This window comes from Pseudomonadota bacterium (assembly GCA_010028905.1).
Classification (GTDB): Bacteria; Vulcanimicrobiota; Xenobia; order RGZZ01; family RGZZ01; genus RGZZ01.
Genome location: RGZZ01000408.1, coordinates 1 through 4,545, shown reverse-complemented (window position 1 = coordinate 4,545; position 4,545 = coordinate 1). Strand labels below are relative to the sequence as shown.

7 protein-coding genes are annotated in these 4,545 nt (G+C 65.9%); 2 read left to right on the top strand and 5 right to left on the bottom strand.

The annotated features are described in order from the left end of the window. On the top strand, positions 1-569 hold a 569-nt coding region (locus EB084_20085; protein NDD30566.1), incomplete at its 5' end, for a hypothetical protein. Between the two features lie 118 nt (positions 570-687). Here the strand turns inward: EB084_20085 and EB084_20080 are convergent. Next, positions 688-1,419, bottom strand: coding sequence for an SET domain-containing protein (locus tag EB084_20080; GenBank protein ID NDD30565.1), 732 nt, complete (start codon positions 1,417-1,419; stop codon positions 688-690). Positions 1,420-1,551: 132 nt separating this feature from the next. Between EB084_20080 and EB084_20075 the strand changes: the two genes are divergently transcribed. After that, entirely contained in the window at positions 1,552-1,836 is a 285-nt protein-coding gene (locus EB084_20075; protein NDD30564.1) for a hypothetical protein, read from the top strand. 81 nt (positions 1,837-1,917) lie between these two features. Here the strand turns inward: EB084_20075 and EB084_20070 are convergent, their stop codons facing one another. From EB084_20070 to EB084_20055, 4 genes are all read right to left on the bottom strand, one after another. After that, complete coding sequence (locus tag EB084_20070) at positions 1,918-2,211, bottom strand: hypothetical protein (protein ID NDD30563.1); 294 nt, start codon at positions 2,209-2,211, stop codon at positions 1,918-1,920. An 8-nt stretch (positions 2,212-2,219) separates the two neighbouring features. Beyond that, the gene (locus tag EB084_20065; protein ID NDD30562.1) at positions 2,220-2,486 is read right to left on the bottom strand and encodes a DUF4236 domain-containing protein; all 267 of its coding nucleotides are present in this window, start codon (positions 2,484-2,486) and stop codon (positions 2,220-2,222) included. Positions 2,487-2,497: 11 nt separating this feature from the next. Beyond that, a complete protein-coding gene (locus tag EB084_20060; protein NDD30561.1) occupies positions 2,498-3,139 on the bottom strand; it encodes a DUF1794 domain-containing protein in 642 nt (213 codons plus the stop codon). A 154-nt stretch (positions 3,140-3,293) separates the two neighbouring features. Further along, a complete protein-coding gene (locus EB084_20055; GenBank protein ID NDD30560.1) occupies positions 3,294-4,349 on the bottom strand; it encodes a cyanophycinase in 1,056 nt (351 codons plus the stop codon). Positions 4,350-4,545 lie beyond the last annotated feature (196 nt).

Genomic DNA, 4,545 nt, shown 5'->3' with positions numbered 1-4,545 from the left:
TTCAGCAGGGTGACGTGCTGCGTCTCCGGCACACGATCAGCCAGGTCATCGATCGCGCTGACGACACGCGCCTCGAAGACCAGATGGTGCTCGAGGGAACGCTCACCGTGCTCGAACGCCTGACCGACAAGAGCGCGCGTCTCGAGCTCACCACGCGCATGGTCGAGCCACCCCGCCTTGTCCCGTGGCAGGATCAGATGACCGCGGTCTACCACGTGAGCCACCGTGGTGAGCTTCTTGCCGCAGACCCCGTGCCCCCGGTGCTGCCGTTCATGACGTTTCCCATCGAGCCAGTCGAGACAAGGAGGGCCTGGAAGAGCATCGAGGCGGTGAGCGGTCGTCCCCTCGCCATGAGCCACACGCTTGCGCGCGTCGAGGTGCTCGAGGGTGAGCGCGAGGTCTATCTCGTAAGCGAGGGGAAGGCGGCGGGCGAGCCTCAGGTGGAGTACTGCTGCGTCACGCACTTCGCACTGAAGCGCGGGTGGCCAACGCGCCGCCGCATCGTCATCACCCACGCGTTCGAGGGGCAGGGCGCCAACGCCATGGTCATCGAGGAAGAGGCGTACTGACGCGACATCGCAGCGGCGGCGAACGCCTTCGCAGACCCGCTATCGCCGCTTTCGCAGCCATCACCGCGCTTTGGCCCGCCGTCACCCGCGGTCTCTCGCCACAGATCTCGGGTCGCGTTCAGTCTCTGTCGATGTCGAGCATCGTGCCGCGGCAGGCGGTGGTGCCGCATCCGCACGCGTAGCGCTGACGGGTCTCCTCCTCGGCGTGGTCCTCGTGCTGCATCTTGTAGTCGTAGAACAGCTCCTGGCCTTGGCGAATCGTTCGCGTCGCCTCGATGTAGATGCGCCCTCCATCTTCCACGGCCTCGCAGTTCGGCGTGCACGAGTGGTTGATGAAGCGCGCCTCGTTGCCGCCCACGGCGGCGTCGATGACGGTGTCATCGTCAACGGTGAAGAGCACCACGTGTGGGCGGTCTGAGTCATCGTCACCATAGCGGCTGTTCGCTTCTTCCTGCGAGACGCGTTCGCCCGTGTACTCGATGATGCGGGCACCCTTGCGGATGTCGCGCGCGGCGAACACGCCCCTTCCATGAATGGGTGAGGTCTTCACGACGTAGAGCGGTCTGGTGGTTCTCTTCACCGGTCGATGGGCTCCCTGAGATGTCTTGGACTGCGACCATATGAGCCGCGCGGCCTCCCGTTTCGCGTTTCGTGAGGCTGCGCCCTTCGATCGCGACGTCCGGGACTCCCGTTTCGCCGGCCGTGCTGCGCGACCGCTCTTGTTTCTGTCGCCTGGACCATTGTTGACGCCTGAGGCCTGCGCGTGGGAGGGTCGGGTGTCACCTGGGAACGAGGGGGAGGTGCGGCCGTCGAGGGGGAAGTGCGCGTGCTGAAGGGGTATACTCCTCATGTCTGCGCTGCGTGGCAACGGTCGGCCACGTCGACTGGTGCTTCAGCATCACCCCTCGCGGTGAGGCACTGCTCGGGCGCAGCCGATTCACGGAGCGACATCTCTTCAGCGAGAAAGGTGAGGGCTCATCTTATGAACCAGCCGTCCGAAGAGGCCCGCGAGGCCCGTTCCCACACGGTTGCCCGTGCACCCTTGGCGGGGCTGCCAGCGCAAGAGGTGGCCCTCGATGACTGGGCCGCCATGGGCAAGGCATTCGAGGGCATGTGCAAAGCGGGCCTGGCGCTGACCGTTGGGTTCTCGGTGGCCGCGGCCTTCTGCAAGATGATGGATGCCAAGAACGTAAACATCCCGAATCTGGTGAACAAGTTCGCCGGGAGCGTCATGCAGGGCGAGGCTTCCCCAGAGAAGCGAGACTGAACCGACGGTGACGGGCGTAGCGATGGCTTGAGCCCGACCTGAGGTGCGGGTGTGGCGGAGGCCCGTTGCGTTGCCGGTTGCTCAGCGACCGTCCGGCTGGAAGCTGCCGAGCACCCGTCCCCGCACCACGGTGAAGAAGATGTTGTGCTCCTTGAACGTGGCGTCGGGGAGCAGCTGCTCGTCGATCTGGGTGAGCAGCGTGGGCACGTCGTCATCGCTGATGGCGCCCTCCTCGAGCAGGATGATGGTGCCGGCCACAGACCCGGAAGCGAGGAAGTGCAGATCGAGTGCCCCCGCCTCCTGTCCTGCGACGCGGAGCAGATAGCGCTCCGACTCGTGGGTGCGCAAGATTCGAACGTACTCGACAGCAGACATTCTCGTGGTCATCCTTTCAGGAACTTCTGCCAGATGAACATGCCGGCTGCGGCAATCCATCCGAGATAGGTGGGCTCAGCGGGCCGCGTGCCCTTGCTGAACGACTGGGTGTAGCGAAGGCCCGTGCCGGGCACCGTGGCGCTGCCATAGGTGCGTCCTGTTGTGGAGGCGCCGACGCGGAACGGCCCCTGTCCCACGGAGAAGCTCAGCCCCGTCTTTCCCGCGTTCACGCGTACGGGCCCGAAGTTGATCGACTTGTGAAGGCTCCAGCCCATGGATGCTCCTCTCAGCGCTGCTGCGCGGCCGCCGCCAACGGGTTGGGCGTGGGATCGGCGACCTTGCGCAAGGTGTGTCGGTCGGTGTGGTGGAACGGCTCTGTGCGACCGAGCACGGTCATGACAGTGTCCTGATCGTACGACCAGGTGCCGTCGTCGTTGATGGAAACGGTGATCCGGTACTCGGTCGTCTTGAAGGCGTGGTCGAGAAAAGGGGCCGAGCTGATGCCGCTGGTCGGCGAGCCCAGGGTGGCGGTGAGCGTGAAGGTGCGCGCGTCGGGCGCAGCTGTTCCGATGGCGAGGGCGGTCTGGCCGCGGGGGATGGTGAGGGTCTGGATGAGCGTGTGCGTGGCGGGTTCCCAGAGCCAGTATCCCACCTGGTCATGAAAGGTCTCGATCTCGCCGGGCTTTCGGATGTGGGTGTGATAGCGCAGCCCATAGAGAACCTGTGGACCGTTGAGCTGGGGATCAATGGGCTGGGCCTCGTAGCGCTCGACGTAGGCGTCGCCCTCCGCGCCGTCTTCCGAGGGGTGCACGTCAGCGCCGCTGTCGCCCTCGAAGATGCCTGCGAGCGCGGTGAGCGGACCCAGGTTGCGCAGCGTGTCGATGTCGAGATCGTCCGGCTCGGTGTAGATGTCTTCAGTGGGTTGCATTCCATGCCTCGTGTTCGGGGGTGGGCGAGTCGCGTGCTCTTGTCGGCTCGTGTTGGGAGATTCCTCGGATTGATATGCGATTCCCTGCCGCACGTGGTCAGGGTGCTGCGGTGGGGTCAGGGTGCTGCGGTGGGGTCAGGGTGCTGCGGTGGGGTCAGGGGGTGAAGTCGGCCAGGTCGATGGTGTCGCCCGCGTGGAAGCGAGGCGCATTCGCCGCCGCGCCTTCGCGGGCCAGGAACACGACGCTCCCTGTTCCCAGTACGAGCGCTCTCGAGGAGTGCGCTTCAAAGACCAGGGCGGTGTCCTCGTCGAGACCGACCACCAGTGCATTCACCTGGCGTCCGAGGAGCTCGGTGAGCCGGCCGTGTCGGTTCCGCGTGTTGACGTGTGTCTCGATGGTGAGCCCAGGGAGCATGCTGAGACCATCTTCGAGGATGACCCGCGCCTCGTCGTCGAGGCCTGCAATCATGACGTCGCTCAAGGCCATGGTGCCTGCGCTGGTGGTGTACACGGGGGTGCCACGCTCGAGTGCTTGCTCGAGGGCGTTCAATGCACGTGTTCCGCGGAGCTGTCGGGCCAGGCGTTTCTGATCGCCGCCGGTCAGCACGATGCCGCTGGCGTGCGCGAGAGCGTCGTCCACCGCTGGGTGGTCGGCCTGCTCGCCTTCGGGGTCGACCACCCAGATGTCGCGAGCGCCGAGCTGCGAGAACATGTCGACGTACATCCCAGCCGTCTCTTCGCGGTGGCTGGCCACGGGCACGATGGCGATCCGTGCAGCGTCACCTCCCGCGAGGTGCACGAAGGCAGGGCGCACCCAGCCGCGCGGATCGCGCCCTCCCCCGAATGCAACGAGTCGTCCGCGACGAGAGCGAAGGCGCGTGAGGCAGGACTGGAAGGAGTTCCAGTGGTCGGGTCTGAGCGAGGAAGCGTGGGGCATGGGCTCTGGCTTTTCGATGAAGGTGGGGGCGTCGTGGATGCTAGTGGGCACGGCGGGCGCCGCTTTCTGCGCGGTTCGGTTCCAGTCCTGCGGGTTTTTGCGTGGTGTGCTGCCTTGGTGTGGCGCCCTCGCTGGTGCAGCTCCGCAGGGTTGTCCCTCACGGTGTCGTGGTGGACGCGGGGTTGTCCCCCACGGTGGCGTGGTGGACACGGTGTCGCGCTCGCCCGTGGAGCCTTCGTGGAAGGCTGTCCCCCACGGTGTCGTGGTGGACATCGGCTTGTCCCCCACGGTGTCGTGGTGGACTGAGGTGGATCGGGGCGCTCAGCAGGCCGTCCGCCCACGCGACGGCAGTGCGCGAAGGTGGCTTCAGGTGCCCTGCCGGCGGCGTGGTCCCACGGAGTTCGCGCGTGATTCTATGGGTGGCGACCCCGGAGCTCTTGTCAGGGTTTCGTTTGTCTTGAGGACGAAC